At 70.1% G+C, this 18,395-nt stretch carries 14 protein-coding genes; 6 read left to right on the plus strand and 8 right to left on the minus strand.

The window, feature by feature from the left end:
• Positions 1-340 precede the first annotated feature (340 nt).
• Together pknB and E1182_RS09580 are read left to right on the plus strand one after the other, a co-directional pair.
• A complete protein-coding gene (gene pknB, locus E1182_RS09575; RefSeq protein ID WP_132263102.1) occupies positions 341-2,317 on the plus strand; it encodes a Stk1 family PASTA domain-containing Ser/Thr kinase in 1,977 nt (658 codons plus the stop codon).
• Positions 2,314-3,180, plus strand: a complete 867-nt coding sequence (locus E1182_RS09580) for a deoxyribonuclease IV (RefSeq protein ID WP_132263104.1) — start codon at positions 2,314-2,316, stop codon at positions 3,178-3,180. Before pknB ends, E1182_RS09580 begins: the two co-directional genes overlap by 4 nt.
• Positions 3,181-3,237: 57 nt before the next feature.
• On the opposite strand, the gene E1182_RS09585 is transcribed toward E1182_RS09580, so the two are convergent.
• From E1182_RS09585 to E1182_RS09595, 3 genes are all read right to left on the minus strand, one after another.
• Positions 3,238-4,266 (minus strand): low specificity L-threonine aldolase, encoded by a 1,029-nt coding sequence (locus tag E1182_RS09585; protein WP_132263163.1) that lies wholly within the window; start codon positions 4,264-4,266, stop codon positions 3,238-3,240.
• Between the two features lie 50 nt (positions 4,267-4,316).
• On the minus strand, positions 4,317-5,723 hold the full coding sequence (locus tag E1182_RS09590) for a class II 3-deoxy-7-phosphoheptulonate synthase (RefSeq protein ID WP_132263106.1): 1,407 nt from the start codon (positions 5,721-5,723) through the stop codon (positions 4,317-4,319).
• Between the two features lie 69 nt (positions 5,724-5,792).
• On the minus strand, positions 5,793-6,257 hold the full coding sequence (locus E1182_RS09595) for a hypothetical protein (protein WP_132263109.1): 465 nt from the start codon (positions 6,255-6,257) through the stop codon (positions 5,793-5,795).
• 161 nt (positions 6,258-6,418) lie between these two features.
• Between E1182_RS09595 and E1182_RS09600 the strand changes: the two genes are divergently transcribed.
• On the plus strand, positions 6,419-6,907 hold the full coding sequence (locus E1182_RS09600; protein ID WP_132263111.1) for a glutathione peroxidase: 489 nt from the start codon (positions 6,419-6,421) through the stop codon (positions 6,905-6,907).
• 38 nt (positions 6,908-6,945) lie between these two features.
• On the opposite strand, the gene E1182_RS09605 is transcribed toward E1182_RS09600, so the two are convergent.
• Positions 6,946-7,494 carry a GNAT family N-acetyltransferase gene (locus tag E1182_RS09605; protein ID WP_132263114.1) on the minus strand — a complete coding sequence of 183 codons (549 nt, stop codon included), beginning with the start codon at positions 7,492-7,494 and terminating at the stop codon, positions 6,946-6,948.
• 282 nt (positions 7,495-7,776) lie between these two features.
• Between E1182_RS09605 and E1182_RS09610 the strand changes: the two genes are divergently transcribed.
• Positions 7,777-9,930, plus strand: coding sequence for a UvrD-helicase domain-containing protein (locus E1182_RS09610; RefSeq protein ID WP_132263116.1), 2,154 nt, complete (start codon positions 7,777-7,779; stop codon positions 9,928-9,930).
• A 5-nt stretch (positions 9,931-9,935) separates the two neighbouring features.
• On the opposite strand, the gene E1182_RS09615 is transcribed toward E1182_RS09610, so the two are convergent.
• From E1182_RS09615 to E1182_RS09625, 3 genes are read right to left on the minus strand one after another with little or no spacing between them, the layout of a single operon-like run.
• Positions 9,936-11,663 carry an AIPR family protein gene (locus E1182_RS09615; protein ID WP_132263119.1) on the minus strand — a complete coding sequence of 576 codons (1,728 nt, stop codon included), beginning with the start codon at positions 11,661-11,663 and terminating at the stop codon, positions 9,936-9,938.
• Between the two features lie 41 nt (positions 11,664-11,704).
• Positions 11,705-12,898 carry an McrC family protein gene (locus tag E1182_RS09620; RefSeq protein WP_132263122.1) on the minus strand — a complete coding sequence of 398 codons (1,194 nt, stop codon included), beginning with the start codon at positions 12,896-12,898 and terminating at the stop codon, positions 11,705-11,707.
• Complete coding sequence (locus tag E1182_RS09625) at positions 12,889-14,976, minus strand: AAA family ATPase (RefSeq protein WP_132263125.1); 2,088 nt, start codon at positions 14,974-14,976, stop codon at positions 12,889-12,891. Before E1182_RS09625 ends, E1182_RS09620 begins: the two co-directional genes overlap by 10 nt.
• Positions 14,977-15,297: 321 nt before the next feature.
• Between E1182_RS09625 and E1182_RS09630 the strand changes: the two genes are divergently transcribed.
• Together E1182_RS09630 and E1182_RS09635 are read left to right on the plus strand one after the other, a co-directional pair.
• On the plus strand, positions 15,298-16,890 hold the full coding sequence (locus tag E1182_RS09630) for a metallophosphoesterase (RefSeq protein ID WP_243706121.1): 1,593 nt from the start codon (positions 15,298-15,300) through the stop codon (positions 16,888-16,890).
• Positions 16,890-17,819: an HAD family hydrolase gene (locus E1182_RS09635; RefSeq protein WP_132263127.1), complete on the plus strand. Its 930-nt coding sequence runs from the start codon at positions 16,890-16,892 to the stop codon at positions 17,817-17,819. Before E1182_RS09630 ends, E1182_RS09635 begins: the two co-directional genes overlap by 1 nt.
• On the opposite strand, the gene E1182_RS09640 is transcribed toward E1182_RS09635, so the two are convergent.
• Complete coding sequence (locus E1182_RS09640; RefSeq protein ID WP_132263129.1) at positions 17,774-18,391, minus strand: SLATT domain-containing protein; 618 nt, start codon at positions 18,389-18,391, stop codon at positions 17,774-17,776. The genes E1182_RS09635 and E1182_RS09640 overlap by 46 nt on opposite strands.
• Positions 18,392-18,395 lie beyond the last annotated feature (4 nt).

The following is an 18,395-nucleotide window of genomic DNA, read 5'->3' on the forward strand; positions in this document are numbered from 1 at the left end:
AGACGTACCGGCACCCCCGGGCCCGCCCGATCAGGCGGCGCGCGGCGGCCCGGACGACGCCGCGACGCGCGGCAACTCCCGGGCAGGGACGCCTGCGGAGCGTCTCCGGGCGTTCACGCCGAGCACGGCGACTCTCGGTCTGCGCCATGTTGCGCTATCTGGTGTTCCGGATGCCCCGGGATGCCGCATTCCGTGGTCAAACTCCGCCGGCCAGGCCGGGCGGGAGGGCTGGCGACGGCGGGCGGCAGCGCCCCGGAAGGCGCGGGTCGGAGGGCGCGCAGCGGTCCGGCTGTCGCATCCTGTTCAACCTCCGGCCTCCGGACGCATAGACTGCCTGCCGATGGACACACAGGTCGCCGACACGTTGCTGGGCTCGCTGCTCGACGGGCGCTACCGCATCCGCGGACGCGTCGCGCGCGGCGGCATGGCGACCGTGTACACCGCCACCGACGAGCGCCTGGAGCGCACCGTGGCGGTCAAGATCATTCACCCGTCCCAGGCCCCGGAGACGCACGCCCGCGCGGCCGGGTTCATGGCCCGGTTCACCGACGAGGCGAAGACGATCGCCCGGCTGACCCACCCGAACGTGGTGGCGGTCTACGACCAGGGCACCTACCGCGGGCTTCCCTACCTGGTGATGGAGTACGTCCGGGGCCGCACCCTGCGCGAGGTGCTGGCCGAACGGCGCCGGCTGCACCCCGACGAGGCTCTGGCGATCATGGAACAGATGCTCGCCGCGATCGCCGCCGCGCATCGGGCCGGGCTGGTCCACCGGGACGTCAAACCCGAGAACGTGCTGGTTGCCGAGGCGCCCACGGGCGGCGTGGCGAACCTGGTGGACAGCGTGGTGAAGGTCGCCGACTTCGGGCTGGCCCGGGCGGTCGAGGCCAGCGCCGACGACGCCGACGGCAACCAGCTGATGGCCACGGTGGCCTACGTGGCGCCGGAGCTGGTCACCGACGGGTACGCCGACGCCCGCACCGACGTCTACTCGGCCGGCATCGTGCTGTTCGAGATGCTCACCGGGCGGGTGCCGTACGACGGTGACCGCCCGGTGGAGGTGGCCTGGCAGCACGTCGACCGGGACGTGCCGGCCCCGTCGACCCTGGTGCCCGCGCTACCCCGGGTGCTCGACGACCTGGTCGCCCGGGCCACCCGACGCGACCCGGGAGCCCGACCGACCGATGCCGGCGCCCTGCTGGCCGAGGTGCAGGTGGCTCGGGAGGACCTGGGCAACCCGAACACCCGTACCGCGGTGTTGCACCGGTTCACCGACGACGCCCCGGCGGTGGCCCAGCCGACCATGGTGGTCGCGGCGGTCCGGCCGGCCGAACGGCCGGCCTGGGCCCGGCTGCCGGATGACGACGGCCCGCGCCAGCCGTCGCGGCGGCGGGCCCAGCCGGCACCCGGTGGGCCGGCGGCGTGGTGGGCGCGGCTGACCGGCACCCCCCGAGGGCGGCTCTCGGTGGCCGCCGCGGTGGTGGCCCTCGGGCTGCTCGCCGCCGTCGGCGGCTGGTGGGTCGGCGTGGGCCGGTACACGGTCGCCCCGCAACTGGTGAGCATGACCAAGGCCGAGGCGCAGGCCCAGGCCAACCGGGCCGGCTTCACCATCGTCTACGCCCCACCCAGGTACGACGACACGGTTCCCCGGGACAGCGTCGTCGCGCAGGACCCGACCTCGGCCGCCAAGATCCTCAAGGGTGGCACGATCACCCTCACCCTGTCGCTGGGGCCGGAACGCTTCCCCGTGCCGGACGTCGTCGGCAAGGAGTTCGAGCTGGCCGAGGCGGAGCTGAACGGCGCGAACCTGGTGGCGGTCAAGGGCTCTGCCCGGTACGACGACAACCTGCCCGCCGGGGTCGTGGTGGACAGCAACCCGAAGGTCGGCGCGGAGGTGAAGCCCGGCAGCAAGGTGACCCTGGTGCTGAGCAAGGGTCGGGCGCCGGTCACCGTACCCAACCTGGTGGGCAAGAACCTCAACGACGCGCGTGCGACGCTGGACCGGCTCGGGCTGGTGCTCACCGAGACGTACGAGGACTCGGACAAGCCGAAGGACGAGGTCCTCAAGCAGAGCCCGGCCAGCGGGGCCGGCGTCGAGCGGGGCGCCAAGGTCCGCCTCCACCTGAGCAAGGGCCCGCCGCAGGTCAACCTGCCGAGGGTGGTCGACCTGCCCTGCCAGCAGGCCAAGCAGCAGCTGGAGGGCTTGGGCTTCCCGGTGAACGTGCAGTTCAACCCGAACGGGATCGTCCGCTTCCAGAACCCGGGCGAGAACTCCCCGCTACCGCCGGGCACCCCGGTCACGATCGGGTGCCTGTGACGGCCGGGATCCGCCGTCCGGTCGGCTCGCACACCCCGACCTCGGGTGGGCTGGCGAAGGCGGCCCTGCCGTACGTCGACGCCTGCGGCTCCGAGGTGGTGCAGGTCTACGTCTCCAACTCCCGGGGCTGGGCGCTGCCCGCCGGCGACCCGGCGCAGGACAGCCTGTTCCGGGACGGCTGCGGCGAGCGGGGCGTGCCGGTCTTCATCCACGCGTCCCTGCTGGTGAACCTGGGCTCGCCCACCCCGGCGACGGTGCAGCGCTCGGCGCAGACCCTGGCGCACGCGCTGCGCCGGGGCCGGGCCATCGGCGCTGCCGGCGTGGTGTTCCACGCCGGCAGCGCGGTCGACGCCGGGTACGCCGAGACCGCCCTGCGGCAGGTACGCGAGTCCCTGCTGCCGCTGCTGGACGAGACCGCGACGGCCGGCGGGCCGATGCTGCTGGTCGAGCCGAGCGCGGGCGGCGGGCGCTCGCTCGCCTCCCGGGTGGAGCAGCTCGGCCCCTACCTGGATGCGGTGGACCGCCATCCGGGGCTGGGCGTCTGCTTCGACACCTGTCACGCCTGGGCGGCGGGGCACGACCTCGCGGCCGAGGGCGGCATGACCGCGACGTTGGACGCGTTGGTGGCCACGGTCGGGGCGGGCCGGCTACGGCTGATCCACGCCAACGACTCCAAGGACCTGTGCGGCTCCACCCGGGACCGGCACGAGAACATCGGCAAGGGCAGCATCGGCGAACCGGCGTTCGCCGAGCTGATGGCCCACCCGGCCACCGCCGGCGTACCGGTGGTGGTGGAGACCCCGACGGAGAAGCACGAGGGGCACGCCGCGGACATCGCCACCCTCAAGCGCCTGCACCCCTGAGACGGAGCCGCAGACGCCGGACCGGTCGCCTGCGCCACCGAGAGGTGGCGGGCTCGATCAGGAACGCAGGACGCGGGTGAGCACCGCCGCGGCGCGGTCGACGGCGGCGTCGTCGACATCCAGGTGGGTGACCAGTCGGGCGGTACGTGGACCGAGCACCGAGATCAGCACGCCCTCGGCCCGGGCGGCGACGGCGAGCCCCGCCGCGTCCAACGGGTGTTTGCCGAGGTCGAGTAGGACGATATTGGTCCGTACCGGGCCGGCGAGCACCCCGAACGGGGCGACCGCCTCGGCCAGCCGGGCCGCCTTGGCGTGGTCGGCGGCGAGCAGCTGCACGTGGTGGGCCAGGGCGTACCGGCCGGCGGCGGCGAGGACACCGACCTGGCGCATCCCACCCCCCAGCCGCTTGCGCAGGAACCGGGCTCGGGCGATCTTCTCCGCGCTGCCCACCACCAATGAGCCGACCGGAGCACCGAGCCCCTTGGAGAGACAGACCGACAGGGTGTCGAACAGCACGCCGTACTCGGCCAGTGGCACCCGGTCGGCGACGTGCGCGTGCCAGATCCGGGCTCCGTCGCAGTGCAGGGCCAGCCCGTGCTCGTCGGCGATTGCGCGCAACGCCCGCAGCGTGTCCAGCGGGACCACCCCGCCGCCCCGGCTGTACGTCTGCTCGACGGCGATCGCCCGGGTCGGCACGGCGAAGTAGCCGTCCGGCCGGACCATGGCGGCCACCACGTCGGGGTCCAGCTCCGCGCCGGCCGGCGGCCAGGTCCGCGAGGAGATCCCCCCGTACGCCGCCGCCGCGCCGTTCTCGTACGTGACGACGTGCGCGTCGGCGTCGCAGAGCAGTTCGTCGCCGCGGGGGACCACGAGCTGGAGGGCGATCTGGTTGGCCATCGAGCCGGTCGGGGCGAACAGCGCCGCCTCGTGCCCGAAGAGCGCGGCGACCTCGGCCTCCAGCGCGGCGACCGTCGGATCCTCGCCGTAGACATCGTCGCCGACCTCGGCGGCGGCCATCGCCGCACGCATCCCGGCGCCGGGTCGGGTCACGGTGTCCGACCGCAGGTCGACGAGGACGTCAGCCACGGTCATGCCATCGGCCGCCGACTGTGTCAGCCACAATCGTGCCTTCGGCGTCAGCCACGGAGCATCTCCGCCACGAGGAACGCCAACTCCAGCGACTGCTGGGTGTTCAGTCGGGGGTCGCAGGCGGTCTCGTACCGGTCGGGCAGGTCGAGGTCGGCGATGTTCTGCGCGCCGCCGAGGCACTCGGTGACGTCCTCGCCGGTCAGCTCGACGTGCAGCCCGCCGGGGTGGGTCTCCAGGCTCCGGTGCACCTCGAAGTAGCCGAGCACCTCGTCGACGATTCGGTCGAAGTGCCGGGTCTTGTAGCCGTTGGAGGACTCGTGGGTGTTGCCGTGCATCGGGTCGCACTGCCAGACCACCTTGGCGCCGGCCGCCGTCACCTTGGACACGATCGGCGGCAGGGCGTCGCGGACCTTGTGGTTGCCCATTCGGCTGATCAGGGTGAGCCGGCCGGGGATGTTGTCGGGGTTGAGCTTCTCGCACAGCTCGATCGCCTCGTCCGGGCTGGTGGTAGGCCCGAGCTTGACCCCGATCGGGTTGGCGATGCGGGAGATGAAGTCGATGTGCGCGCCGTCGATCTGCCGGGTGCGCTCCCCGATCCACAGAAAGTGCCCGGACAGGCCGTAGGCCCGGCGGTCGGAGACCCGGGTGAGCGCGCGGTCGTACTCCAGGGCGAGCGCCTCGTGGGAGCAGTAGAGGGTGACCGTCCGCAGCGCCTCCTCGTCGGTCATCCCGCAGGCCCGGATGAAGGCCAGCGCTCGGTCGATCTCCCGGGCGATGGCCTCGTAGCGCTCGCCGGCCGGGGAGGTGCGCACGAAGCCCTTGTTCCAGTCGTGCACGGCGTGCAGGTCGGCCAGGCCACCGCCGAGGTACGCGCGGAGCATGTTCATCGCGGCGGCGGAGTTCGCGTACGCCCGGATCATGCGCTGCGGGTCGGCGACCCGCGCCTCCGGCGTGGCCTCCAGGCCGTTGATCATGTCACCGCGGTACGCCGGCAACCCCCGGGCGTCGGTCGGCAGCGATCGCGGCTTGGTGTACTGCCCGGCGACGCGGGCGACCTTGACCACCGGCAACGAGGCGCCGTAGGTGAGCACGATCGCCATCTGGAGCAGGGTGCGGGCGTTGGCCAGCAGATGGCTCTCGGTGTTGTCGGCGAAGGTCTCCGCGCAGTCGCCGCCCTGGAGCAGGAACGCCTTGCCCTCGCAGACCAGCGCGAGGCGCTGGCGGAGTTGGTCGACCTCGTACGGCGCGACGACCGACGGGACGGTGTCGAGCACCTTGCAGACCTCGGCGACCTCCGCCGGGTTCGACCACGGCGGGGTCTGCGCACGGGGCAGTTCCCGCCAGCGGTCCAGGCCGAGGGCGGCGTCCTCGGCGGAGTCGACCGTGGGGCGGCTGGTCTGCAGCGCGGGGCTGCTCACGGCAGGGTAGCTCAGCTGGTGCCACTCATGGCGCATGACAGAAAGCGTACGGCGACGGTACCCCCGGCCTACCGTCGAGGGGGATGGTTCCGGCAGGTGGGAGGGTCAGGGTGTGACCGATGTCTCGGGGGCGGCCCCACCGGCCGTCTCCCCGGAGATGCACCAGTCGGCGCCGCCGCGGGTGACGGTGAACAGCAGCCGCCGGTCCGCCTCCTTCGCGCCGACCGCCACGGTCACCACCGCGCTGACCTCCTGCCCGGCGGGGCCGGTGCGAATGTCGGTGATGGTGGCCTTCGGCACCTCGAAGTGATCGGCGAAATCGCCGTTGGGGCCGGTGGCCGCCGCGTCGAACGCGGCGTGCATCGGGGCGCAGAGCTGGCTGCGACCGGCGTCGACGTCCTTGGCGGACATCGCGTCGAGGTAGGCCTGCACCCGCTCGCGGGACTTCGTGGCGGCCTCCTCGGCGGGGGCGCGTCCGAGGGGGGCGTCCTCCTTGTCGGCGCCGGCCCCGCAGCCGAACAGGGACAGCGGCAGGAGCGCGACCGCGATCGCCCGGTGCCTCGGACCCATGGGCCCTCCCTCGCTGAGAACGTCGAGATGCCGAGCGGCGAGTCTGCCACATCCGCCAATCTCAATGTGACCGCCGTCATGCCCGCCCCGTGAGGAACCCGCCCGACGGGTGGAACGCCATGGCGGCGGTGAGCGGCGCCACGCACGCGTACCCTCGCGGCATGACCGTCTTCGACATCGAGATCGACGCCCTGGCCGGTGGTTCCGCCCGGCTGGACGCGTACCGGGGCCGGGCGCTGCTGGTCGTGAACGTGGCCTCCCGCTGCGGCCTGACCCCGCAGTACGCCGGCCTGCAACGGCTTTACCGCGAGTACGCCGACCGGGGGCTGGTGGTGCTCGGCGTACCGTGCAACCAGTTCGCCGGCCAAGAGCCCGGCACCGCCGAGGAGATCAGCGACTTCTGCCAGGTGAACTACGGCGTGACCTTCCCGCTCACCGAGAAGGTGGACGTCAACGGCCCGCACCGGCACCCGCTCTACGCCGAACTGGTCGATGCCCCGGACGCCGACGGCCACACCGGCGACGTGCGGTGGAACTTCGAGAAGTTCCTGGTGGCCCCGGACGGCACGGTCGCCGCCCGGTTCGCCCCGACGGTCACCCCGGACTCCCCGGAGCTGCGCGAGGCGATCGAGAAGACGCTGCCGGCCTGACGCCGGCACCCACCTCGGCCGTGAGCACCACGTGGTGGTCACGCCGGGGCGTGCCACTCCGGGGCGAGCACCGACCAGATCTCCACGTCAACCCGACCGGACGGGCCCGGGTAGCGCTGCCGCAGGGTGCCGTCGAGGCTCATGCCGAGCCGCCGGGCCACCGCGATGCTGCGGACGTTGCGGGGGTTGGTGTGCCACTCCACCCGGTGGATGCCCCGCTCCCGGATCGCCCAGTCGATGATCCGGCCGGCCGCCCGGGTCACCAGCCCTCGGCCCTCGGCGGCCGGCTCCAGCCAACAGCCGGCCTCGCAGACACCCTCGGCCACGCTCAACGACACGAACATCACGCCGCCGACCAGCAGGCCGGCGTCCCAGATCCCCCAGATGCCGCCGTCGTCACGCGCCCACCGGTCCGCGTACCGCTGCAGCACGTGCCGGGCGGAGTCGAGGTCGGTGGCCACGAAGGACGCGCCCACCCAGGGGGAGATGTGGTCCCGGCACCGGTCCAGGTTGGCCAGGAACTCCTGCGCGTGCCACGGCGACAGTGGACGTAGCTCGGCGGTGTCGGTCAGCGGCAGGACGAACACGGCACTCCTCAGCACGCCGGCAGGCGCAGTCGTAGGGTTCGTAAGCCCGTTGAACTGCCACTCGCCGGGCTCCGACGGTGCCCCGCTGATCGTGGTGAGCCTGACGGCCCGCAACAGCACCGGTTCTAAGCGTGTTCCACCGTAGCCTGTTGCACACCCGCGCATCGGCAGAGAGCAGCCGTGTTTGCACCTCCGCCGCGACCCTCGACCGGCTTAGGATCGTTCCGCGACAAGCTTCCGCTACACGCCGTGACAAGTCGGCGCGAAAGGGTGGGCCGCCGGATGTACGACCACCGCTTCACTCCGATCTTCAACGACTGCGTTCAGCGCTATCTGTCCCGCCCGGAGGTGCTGGCCGCGCTCTCCCACACGCTGACCGAACTAGCGGTGCAGCCCTTCGGCAACCCCCGGCTACAGACTCACGCGGTCAAAAGGGCACAGCCCGACACCTTTACCTCGTACGTCACCAATCAGGGCCACCGGTTGATTTGGCGGCGGGTGGGCAAGGTGGCCGTGCTGCTGCTCTTCGGCGAGCATGACGCGGTCTACCGGCGCGCCGAGCGACTGCGGCTGGAGGTCGACGACACGCAGAATGTCCTGCGAGTGATCGATGAGGATCCGGAGACCGGACGCGGTGTTCCGTACACGAAGCGCCGGGCCGAGGAGGGGCGCCTCTTCATGGCCTGGAACGACCGCGAACTTGCCGCTTTTGGCTTCGACGCGCAGGAAGTGCGGGTGCTCCGCCGCCTCAACGCCGATGTCGACCTGACCTCGCTGGACACGCACATGCGTCCGGAGGCGTGGCAGACGGCGATGAACCTGGCGATGTACGGCGATCCGACGGGTGAACCGACCACACCGGCGGCCGAGGATGAGCCGGCACTCGCGACCGAGCCGGCGGCCCCGGTCGACGAACGGCTCGCCGAGGCGCTGACCGCCACGCGCACCAGTCCCGAGTTCGTGCCGGTGCCCGCTGACCGGCTCACCGACTGGCTGGCAAAGCCGATCGAGGACTGGATGGTCTACCTCGATCCGGCTCAGCAGGACCTAGTCGAGCAGACGTACAGCGGGCCGGCCCGCATCCGTGGTGGCGCGGGAACGGGCAAGACCGTAGTCGCCCTGCATCGCGCCCGAGCCCTGGCCCGGTTGGGCCGGAAGGTGCTGCTCACCACCTACGTGCGCAACCTTCCTGAGGTCTACCAACAGATCTTCGCCCGGTTCGCGCCCGCGGAGCGCGAGTTGGTGGAGTTTGCCAACGTGCACCGCTGGGCGCTGCAGTATCTGCACCGGCACGGCGCGGCGATCCGGGTCGACGCCCGCGAGGCGGAGAAGGCTTGGCGGGCTGCGTACGGCCGCGTGGTCACCTCGGCGAGCCCGTTGAAGAAGGCAGGGCTCAGCTCGACGTATCTCTGGGAGGAGGTGGACTGGGTCATTCGTGGTCGGGCCCTGCCGGACCTGGACTCGTACCTCGCCCTGGCGCGCAACGGGCGCGGTACCCGGCTGTCCGGCGACCTCCGTGCCGACGTGTGGCGGCTGGCCACTGAGTACGCGACGGAACTGGCGAGCCGGGGAATCGGCGACTTCACGGACGTACTGCTGCGGGCCCACGAGGTCGCTCAAACCAGCCCGCCGGAGTACGACGCGGTCATCGTCGACGAGGCCCAAGACCTGACCGATGCCGCCCTACGTCTCCTCTACGCGCTGGTCGGCGATCGACCCAACGGACTACTGCTCGTGGGAGACGGACAGCAGTCGATCTACCCGGGTGGCTTCAATCTGGCCTCGGTTGGCGTACGAGTGCGTGGCCGCTCCCACGTGCTGACCCACAACTACCGCAACACCCGGCAGGTGTACGAGGTCGCCCAGGCGCTCGTGGACGGCCATCCGTTCGATGACGGGGATGATCGGCCGGAGCAAGGTCTGCGCGCGGTCGAGGTTTCCCGCAGCGGTGCTGCTCCGGTCACCAGCGCCAGCGCCAGCGAGGAGGAGCACGATCTGGCGCTCGCGGCGGCGATCGAGTCCGCGATCGAGGGGGGTACGGGGATCGGGGACCTCGCCGTCCTCGTGCCCACTCACCGGTTCGCCCGGCACTACACGGATCTGATCGACTCGTTGGGGCTGCCGACCCAACGGTTGGAGGACTACGACGGCAACCCGAGCATGCTGGTCAAGGTCGGCACCTACCAGCGGGCGAAAGGCCTTGAGTTCAAGCGGGTCTTCCTCCCCCGAATCGACGTGGACGGGCTCTCGGAGCATCGGGGGCGCGGCGAGGACGCCGACGCGCACGCGGAGCGGCTCGCCCTGCTGCGGCGTCAACTGTTCGTGGCGATGACCCGGGCCCGCGACGGCCTCTGGCTGGGCTGGGTCGGGGAGCCCAGCTCACTGCTGCCGCGGTCGGTGACAGACCGGGCGGCAGAGCCTGCCGCCGCCGGCTGAACCGCCTACGCGGACAGGCTCAGTGCTCCACGGCGTACCCGGTCGGCGAAGCGTTCGATCCGGACCAGGTCGCTGAGCAGCACACCGGGGCGATCCTTCTCTTCCTCGGCCTGCGCGGCGACCACGACCGACAACAGCTCCCCGAAGTGGTGCTCCGACTGCAGAGGATTCCACACCACGTCGAGGACCTTCTCGCACGCGCTCTTCGCGCCGGCGCCGTTGGGCGGTGGGCCGTCACCGAGCAGGCGCACCTTGAGCGCGGCCAGGAGATGATTCCGGGCCGCCCGGTAGCCCCAGAACTGCCGCTTGTTCCGGAAGAGCCACTCCAGTCGGTAGAAGGCCGCTGCGGTCGTGTAGTAGACGAGCGGATTCTGGTCTGGCTGGAAGAGACGTTGCCCGTGGCGGTTCTTCAGCCGGCCATAGCGTCCGGTCGCCGCCGGCTCGTTGAGGAACATCGCCGCGTACGCCTTCGTCAGCTGGGGTCGCGTGATGATCCGCGTCCGTTCGACGTGCGCCTGGCCGCTGTACTGCCGGGAGCGGCGTTCGTAGAACAGCCGGCGCGACTCCGGCTGGGCCACGAAGTAGTCCTCCAGCTTCTTGTGGAACGTCTCCCGGGCCGCCAGGTCGTCCTCGGTCACGGCGGTCTGCCGGTTGGTGGCGGCGATGATCCCGCCGATCACGTCCTCGTCGTTGGACTGGATGAGTCGAACGTTGACGTGCACCCCGTCGGTCAGCTCATCCTGCTGGTCGAAGAGGACGTGGCAGGTCTGGCAGCCGTTGACGATCTGGAAGTCACGGATGTGGACGTCGTCGCCGGCGGTGGTCAGTTCCCGGGCGACGATGGTTATCCCGTTGTTCAGCACCGCGAAGCGATCCCGCCGGTCCGGATCCTGCAGCGTGCCGCGGATCTCGGCGTTAACCGGATTGTAGTCCTGGAAATCACGCACGTTCTCGTAGAACAGCGCCTTGCGGATTCCCCCGGTCGGGTCGGTCAACACCCTGTCGACGAGCTTCCGGGCCGGAATCACCCCGAGGAACGCCTGCTCCACGCCGGGGATCCTGGGTAGCGGCAGCTTCTTGGGCATGGTGAAGCTCGCACTCACCGCCTCCGACGCCGTGCGGTAGAGATCGCGCAGCTCGGCCGCGCCGACGGCGACCACCTCGACCTCGCCGAACAGCCCGGTGTCCCGCAGTCGATCCGCCGCCGCGAGGCGCTTCCTCTCCAGCAACCCGTCGCCGGTCCGGCCGGTTGAGACGTAGTGGACGGCGAGCCGTGGCAAACCTTTCTTGAACTTACTGACGTCCCGGTAGACGGCGTCGACGCAGGCGCGCAGGTCGGCAACGTCGTCGGATCGCTTGTAGGTCATCGGCTGCCGCCCGAAGACCTGCACCAGGTTGTCGGCGAGGTCGGTGAAGACCTTGGTTTCGAACTTCTCGCTCCGTTTGGCCTGCACGATGACGAAACGCACGTCGAGTTGCCGGGCCTTCTCCACCGCCTCCCGGACATCGTCCGCCTCGCGCAGTAGGTCGCCGTTGACAATGACGGCGGCGATGTCGATGCCGAGGTCGTCGCCACCGCCCATCCGGAACTGGTCGGGGTTGAACTCGTCCTCGTGGTAGCTGCTGAGTACGCAGTATCCGGCGAACGCCTCGAACGCCTCGGCCTCGGTCAGCTCGGTCAGCTCCTGCTCTTCCTGGAACTGCCTCGTCCAGCCCTCAAGAATGAAATCCACACCAGCCTCCCGACACCACAGTCTCTGTGTGCGAGGCAACCCTAGCGGAGCGCAACCGTCGACACAGGCCTCGAGCGGGTCATCTCGCCGGCCAACACGCGGATCCGCGCCAGTAGGTCCACCGGGTCTGCGTCGAGATCCAGGGAATGACAGATGATCTCGATCCCGGCGTTACGGATGACATGCCGCACCGGCGGATGGTCGCCGCCCGCGTACACCAGGTGTCCGCACGACAGGCGGTAGGCGATGCAGTACGCCAGCATCTGGTAGGCGTCATCGCGAGCGGCCTCGGCCTTGTACTTGGCATCCACCACCGCACCGACGACACCCTCCCCGTCCCGCCAGAGGATGTCGGGACGCAGTTCGAGGCGACGCTGCTGATCCAGGTGGTGGCGGGGCTGGAGCATGACCTTTCCGCCGTACGCCGACTCGACGGCGGCACGGAGCGCGACCGAGAGGAAGTCCTCGTAGACCCGCCACATGTCGAGCAGGAAGGCGTTGGCCAGTACGCCACCCCGGCCCGCATCGACGGAGCAACCTGCGAGCACCAGTTCGGCGAGCCGAAGCGCGACGACCAGCCGCTCGTTGAGCCGGGTCCGTCGCCAGGCCGGCACGGGTTCGCCCGGTAGCAGCCGGGTCACGCCGGCGAGACGCCCGGCAACGTGACGGAGTTTGCGCCGGGAGGCGTCATCGATGCCGGGTACGCGCAGCATCCGATCGACCGCGGTGGCGAGGATCCGGTTCTCGGCGATGTCGATCGTGTAGTCGTCGTGCCGTATCTCCAGTGGAAGCGCCCGGCCGACGCGCCGGGTGAGTTGTGCGGTCTCGCGGAGCCGGCCGCGCAGCACCGGCGAGCTCTCGTCGACCGTCCGATAGCCCTGGAGCAGCCCGGGGCGCAGTGCCCGATCGGTCTGCCGCCAGAGTGCCGCCGCAAGTGCCGGCACCAGATCAGGGTGCTCGGCAAGCGGCACGGTCTCGTCGCGCCAACCTCTCGGTTCGCGGGCGTATCCCATTAGAAACAGGAGGCGCGCGATCGGCATCTTCGGTTCGATGTGCACCTCGACACCACCGATCCGCGCCGCGCCGACCTTTCGTCCGGCACGCACGTGCCACACGCCCTCGGTCGCACCGGGTCGGACATCGGCGATCTCCGACGCCGCGAGCCGGCGGGCGTCGTCGGTGCCGAGGCGCGCCTGCACAGTCGGGCCGGCTTCGCGTACCCGGATCAGGACCATGGCTGCTCGGGCAGCGACTGCCTCAGTGCGTCGAGGCCGTAGCGCTGCGCCACGTCGATGTCGTCGGCGTAGTGATGTTCGACGAGCAGCGGCAGGATGTCGTGCCGCCAGACCCGGTCGAGGCCGTCCGGCTTCGCGTGGACCGACTCGCGCATAAGGTACGACGGGCCGATCGCGTAGTCGGCGTCGGCGAGTCGGGCGTTGAGCGCGTCGAGCAGCGCTGGCGCCTCCGAGGCAAGGCCCTTCCGGTCGAGCCAGCGGCTCAACAGTCCACGCACGGGCGGTTTGGTCGGGTGCAGTTCGACGAACGCGAAACGGCGCCGCATCGCGGCGTCGACCAAAGCGATAGACCGGTCGGCGGTGTTCATGGTGCCGATCAGGTAGAGGTTCGTCGGCAGGGTGAAGTCCTTCGCCGAGTACTGCAACCGGATGCTCTGGTCGCGGTACTCCAGGAGGAAGTACAACTCGCCGAAGATTTTCGCCAGGTTACCCCGGTTGATCTCGTCGATGATCAGGATGTACGCGATGGACGGATGCTCACGAGCCTCGTCGGCGAGCTGCCGCAGCGGGCCGGAGGTGAGTTTGAACCGCAGCGTCCCGTCGTCGCCGCTTTCGGGCCGGAAGCCCTCGAAGAAGTCCTCGTAGGTGTACGAGGGGTGGAACTGGATCAGCGTCACCGCGTACGGTTCGGTCAGCTGTTTCGCCAGTTTGTGAGCCAGGAACGTCTTGCCGGTGCCCGGCGGGCCGTACAGAATCACCTGCCGGCGCTCCACGAGCAGCTCCCGCAGCTCACTCAGCCACTCGACATCGGTGAGCAGTTCGGCGGCCATCCCGGCGGTCACGTCGGCCAACTGCGCCGTCGGGGCCGGCTCTGGTGCCGCCTGCTCGGGCACCAGGTCGGCGTAGAGCCGATCCAGTGCGTCGAGGGCGTCGGTGAGGTCGATCAGGTCGTCCTGGCTCTGGGTGAGCGTGGGCAGCGGACCGGTCAGGTCGGTGAGATCCCGAGGCGCACCGACGTTGAGCCACCGCGCCGGCCGCCGCAGGTTCGAGCGCCGGTCCGGCGACTCCACGAAGTACGCCGGCCCGTCGACCTGGCCCAGGTACACCTCGCCCCGGTGCATGGTCAGCAGATAGTCACCCGGGCGCATCTTGCGAAGGAACGCGCCGAAGTAGCCGAGCAGTTTCTCCCGCACGGAGTAGCTCTTGTGCCGGTACTCCTCCTCGACGATTTGCTGGAGGCGCTGCGGCTCGATCTCGTCGCCCAGCTCCGGCAGCTGCGACGCCGCGAGCGACACCCAGCCCTGTGCCAGCCACTGCGGCACGAGGTCGACACCGTCGACGTTTGATCCGCGCACCAGCCAGGCCCGCCGCGCCGCCGGCTCGGCCGTGGCCGAGTCGGCCTCCGCCAGCCGATCCCGCAGCAGCTCGGCAGTGATTCGCTGCTCCGGATTGGCGCGCCGATCTTCGAACTCGACGCCTTCCTCCACCAGTTGGCTGCGGACATCGCCGCCCCGGTACTTGAAATGCTGGTGCATGGCCGACGGCACCTGCCCGTCGACTTGGAGCACCCGGTGCGAGTTCTCGACGTAGGTCTCGGCGAGCAGATGGGCGATCTCGCCCGGTGAGCCTTCGACGAGGTCGGCGAGGTCGTCGTACGCCGTCCAGGAGCCGGCCGGGATGAGCGCGAGCGCCGCCGCGATGGTGTGCAGCTTGCTCTCGTACTTCTTGCGGGCCTGCTTGCGGTTGCGGAAGATCTCGCGGTACCGGCGGCCGATCTCGGCATAGAAGGCGTCCGGCCCGGGGTAGGAGTCCAGAGCCTTCCGGCCGGCCTCGGTGATCCACCAGAGTCCGTCCCGCTTCACCATCCACCCGGCCGTCGCCGCGTCACCGGTGTGGAACCGCGCTGCCACATTCCAGGCGGCGGCGCCGCCCTTGTGGGGTTTCCGCTCCGCCTCGGTCAGGTCGATACGTTTGGCGACCTCGGCGAGCACCTCCCGGCCGTGCATGCGTCCACCAGCGTCGCGCAGCACCTCCAGGCAGGTGTGCACCAGCAACGCGTTCCGGATCCCCTCGGACATGACGCTGACCTTTCGGACGTGGCGACGGGAGATCAGGACAGCCTACGGTCGGTGGGCATGACGGAGCTACGGGTGCTCGGCGTGGACGCGCGCAAGGACGGGTGGCGGTAGGCGGACCCCGGTGCGGCAGGGATATCGCTCATGGTCGCGCTCCGGTACGGTTCTTCCCGGAACGACGCTCACGTTGCCCGGGGTGTCCCCGCCCCCCGTTGGAGGCTCGCTGGCATGAGCGACGGATTGTCCCCGTCCAACACTCCGGCTCTGCGGTTTCTGTTCCGCTATCGGGATCTGGTCGCCGATACCCTGCCGGAGCACCGGGCGGTGCTGCGCGAGCGAGGTTGGTGCTGGTGGGGATGGTGGAAGCGCCCCAACGAGCCCGGCCGGACCGAGGTATGGGAGACGCTCGCACGCGAGACGGCCGCCGGGCAGCGGGTGCGGATCGGGCTGTTCCATTCAGGCACAGGCACGGTGCATCCGGCCGTGGTCGAGCGAGTCGTCGTGCCGCGCGCCGACGATCTGGGGAGTTTCGTCTCGCTGAGCCCTCCCGAGGCCGAGCGGGACGGAGTTCCCGCCTACTACCGGTCCAGCCGGCACAGCAGAGGGTGGCTGCGATTGGTGGCCCTCGCCGAGGAGCCGATCGAATTCTTCGGGAGATTCTCCCTCGCCTCGGCGCCGCCGCTGCCGCACCATCCGAGCAGCCAGCTGGAGCGGTTGGTGGGCAAGCGGATCCTCGACGCCGACGAACTGCGGACCATGGACACCACCATCTGGGAGGTCCGGCCCGCTCAACCGGCTGACTCCAGCGAACGGTTCCTGACCGCCTCGCAGCGCCAGGACGGCGCTCTCTCGGCGGAGCCGGTCGCCTGCCCAGGGCCATGGCTGTTGCACCTCACCGATCCGCACTATGCGACCGGACAGTTTCGGCGCGAGCATCAGTGGCGGTTGGAGGCCGAGGACGGGGCGACCCGACCCACGATGGTCGATGCCATCTCCAACGCCCTGGATCATTATCAGCGCTCCGTCGGCGCGGTTCTCGTCACCGGCGATCTCACCTACGTTGCCGCTCAGGATGAGTTCGAGGCAGCGAGGGCGGGTCTGTTCAAGCTGACCAACGGCCTGCTCGGGCTCGGCATGGAGCATCTCGTGGTCGTACCGGGCAATCACGACATCGCGTGGACGCGGAGCGACAGCTACGAGTACGCGGCACCGGTGGAGGTCGCGCCGGCCGAGGCGACCGCCAACTATCGGTCGTTCTTCCAGGCGCTGTACGGCTACCCAGCCTCACCCCACCTGTCGATGGCTCGCCGCTTCGTCTTTCCCGGCGGCAACCTCGTCGACGTGGCGGCGGTCAACTCCAGTTCGCTGGAGCAGGGGCGCTCGTTCCTGGCCGGCATGGGTCGCGTTCAGGAGGCCGCCTATCGCGAGGCGACAAGCGCCCTCGCCTGGTCCAGCCCGGGCTCGGCGCTGCGCATGCTCGCGCTGCATCACCATCTCGCGCTCACTGAGGACCTCGAATCGCCCGACGAGTACGCCAGCGGCTTCGGCATCGCCATCGACGCGCCCAGAATCCAGCGGATGGCCGCACACGACGGTGTGCACCTCGCGGTGCACGGGCACAAGCATCGCGCCTTCGTATGGCGGACGGAGGCCTACCATCTTCCCGAGTACAACAACGAACGCTGGAAGTTGGGCAGCATCAACATCGTCGGTGGCGGCAGCAGCGGCTCGATTTCGTCAGACGGGCGGCGTAACTTCTTCAACCTGATCCGGGTGGCGGGTCCTGTCGTGGAGTTGGAGATGTACCGAAGCCAGCAGCAAGGTTCGTTCGAGAGATTCATGACCTGGCGGGCACCGCTGGTGAGCGGGGCGGTGGGCGACCGGCTGGAGATCGCTCCGTGGCAGGTCATTTCCTGATGACCACCCAGCGTCCGGTCGTGCATGCGCTCATCCTCGACATGGACAACACGCTGTACGACTGGGTGGCCTATTTCGTCCCTGCGGTCCGCGCGATGGTGACCGTGGCCGCCAAGCTCCTCGACGTGTCCGAGCAGGAGTTGCGGGGCGATCTCCAGGTCGTGCACCGCAGCCACGGCAACACCGAGCATCCGTTCGCGCTGCTGGAGACCGCAGCCGTCGAGCGTCGCCTGCCCGGGGTGAGCCAACGGATCCGACACGAGCATCTGCTGCCCGCCTTCACCGCGTTCAACGAGATCCGGCGCAGCCATCTGCGCCTCTATCCGGGTGTTGCGGACACGTTGGAAGCTGTCCGTGCCGCTGGCTGTCGCGTCGTGGGTCACACCGAGGCCAAGGACGTGAACATCAACAGTCGGGTCCGGTCGCTCGGGCTGGACGCGATGTTGGAAGCGATCTACGCACCTCGTTTCGTCGGGCCGCCGCACCCCCTGGGCACCGGTCGAGAGCGAGCAAGAGACACGATCAGGGTGCGGGTTCTCCCGCCCACCGCACGCAAACCCAACCCGGAGATCGCCCGCCAGATCTCCGACCAGCTCGGTGTTCCACCCGCCCGCTGCCTCTACGTGGGTGACAACCTGAGCAAGGATGTGACGATGGCCAAGCGGGCGGGGATGCTGGCCGCGTGGGCGCGCTACGGCACCCACCACGACCCCGATCTCTGGCGCGATCTGGTTTCCCTGTCCCACTGGGACCCGTCGGCCGTCAACGCGGCCGAGAGCGCGGGCGCCGAGTCACCGCAGTACGCGCCGAACGCCACGCTTGATGCCTTCGATGAGCTACGCGAGCACTACACCTTCGCCGCGCCTGCCGGTTCGAGGGCGGTTCAGCTGGAGCCCGACTGTCTGGGGGCGGGTTCGGCGGAGGGCTGAGCTGATGAGGCTGTCCACTCGCTTCGCCGGTTCAAGTCACCGATGTTGGTGCGAAACTCACTCAACCACTCGCCGGTCTCCGCCTCCACCAGCTCGGCGGTCCGCGTCACCAGCACCCGGATCAGGTCCTCACGCCGCCGCGTTGCCTCCGGCCCGACCGGGCCGTACCCGCCGTTGGCCTCGGTGCGCAGGCCGGTGGTCGCCCAGTCCAGCCGGAACTCGGTGAGCGCCCGTTGCAGGGCCTGCGCGGTGGCGATGTCGCGCATCCAGGCCGACGACAACCCGAAGAAGTGGTCGAAGGCCAGGCACCCACCGCCCAGGGCGAGCAGAACGTAGCCCCAACTCGCACCGATACCGGCGGTGGCCGCGCTGAGCAGCGGCACCACTCCCCCGGCGACGCCCAGCAGGATCGCGCACCCGCGAAGCAGACGGGAGATCCTGCGGCGCACCGCCTTGTCGCTCAGGTACCACGCGATCGTGTCCTCAGCCTGGCCCTCCGCCCATTCGCGCAGGCTGTTCAGTATGGCCGAGGGGTGTTGCCCGGTCAGATCAGGGAATGGCCGGCTGGTCATGTCC

It is taken from the genome of Micromonospora sp. KC721 (assembly GCF_004348355.1).
Lineage (GTDB): Bacteria > Actinomycetota > Actinomycetes > Mycobacteriales > Micromonosporaceae > Micromonospora.

Excerpts from the sequence above, each read along its gene's own strand:
- pknB (WP_132263102.1), top strand. The coding sequence starts at position 341 with ATGGACACACAGGTCGCCGACACGTTGCTGGGCTCGCTGCTCGACGGG.
- E1182_RS09590 (WP_132263106.1), bottom strand. The coding sequence starts at position 5,723 with ATGCGCCATGAGTGGCACCAGCTGAGCTACCCTGCCGTGAGCAGCCCC.
- E1182_RS09595 (WP_132263109.1), bottom strand. The coding sequence starts at position 6,257 with ATGGGTCCGAGGCACCGGGCGATCGCGGTCGCGCTCCTGCCGCTGTCC.
- E1182_RS09600 (WP_132263111.1), top strand. The coding sequence starts at position 6,419 with ATGACCGTCTTCGACATCGAGATCGACGCCCTGGCCGGTGGTTCCGCC.
- E1182_RS09610 (WP_132263116.1), top strand. The coding sequence starts at position 7,777 with ATGTACGACCACCGCTTCACTCCGATCTTCAACGACTGCGTTCAGCGC.
- E1182_RS09620 (WP_132263122.1), bottom strand. The coding sequence starts at position 12,898 with ATGGTCCTGATCCGGGTACGCGAAGCCGGCCCGACTGTGCAGGCGCGC.
- E1182_RS09625 (WP_132263125.1), bottom strand. The coding sequence starts at position 14,976 with ATGTCCGAGGGGATCCGGAACGCGTTGCTGGTGCACACCTGCCTGGAG.
- E1182_RS09635 (WP_132263127.1), top strand. The coding sequence starts at position 16,890 with ATGACCACCCAGCGTCCGGTCGTGCATGCGCTCATCCTCGACATGGAC.
- E1182_RS09640 (WP_132263129.1), bottom strand. The coding sequence starts at position 18,391 with ATGACCAGCCGGCCATTCCCTGATCTGACCGGGCAACACCCCTCGGCC.